Below are 248 nucleotides of genomic sequence, written 5' to 3' on the forward strand. Positions count from 1 at the left end.
ATTTCTCATTGTCCTATGTCCTATTTTATTGGTGGAGATAAGCGGGTTCGAACCGCTGACCTCCGCAGTGCAAGTGCGGCGCTCTCCCAGCTGAGCTATATCCCCATAAAACAATAGTGTCTTCTTTCTGGTGGGCATAGCTGGACTCGAACCAGCGACCCCTGCGTTATCAGCACAGTGCTCTAACCACCTGAGCTATACGCCCTTATTTATACTAAAAGACTTATTAAAAAGGAATAAATAAAGCA

At 45.6% G+C, this 248-nt stretch carries 2 tRNA genes; both read right to left on the bottom strand.

The features are described from left to right. Positions 1-29 precede the first annotated feature (29 nt). Positions 30-105: transfer RNA gene (locus tag BT993_RS07080), tRNA-Ala, on the bottom strand. Positions 106-128: 23 nt separating this feature from the next. After that, a tRNA-Ile gene (locus tag BT993_RS07085) sits at positions 129-205 on the bottom strand. Positions 206-248 lie beyond the last annotated feature (43 nt).

It is taken from the genome of Streptobacillus ratti, from assembly GCF_001891165.1.
Taxonomy (GTDB): Bacteria; Fusobacteriota; Fusobacteriia; order Fusobacteriales; family Leptotrichiaceae; genus Streptobacillus; species Streptobacillus ratti.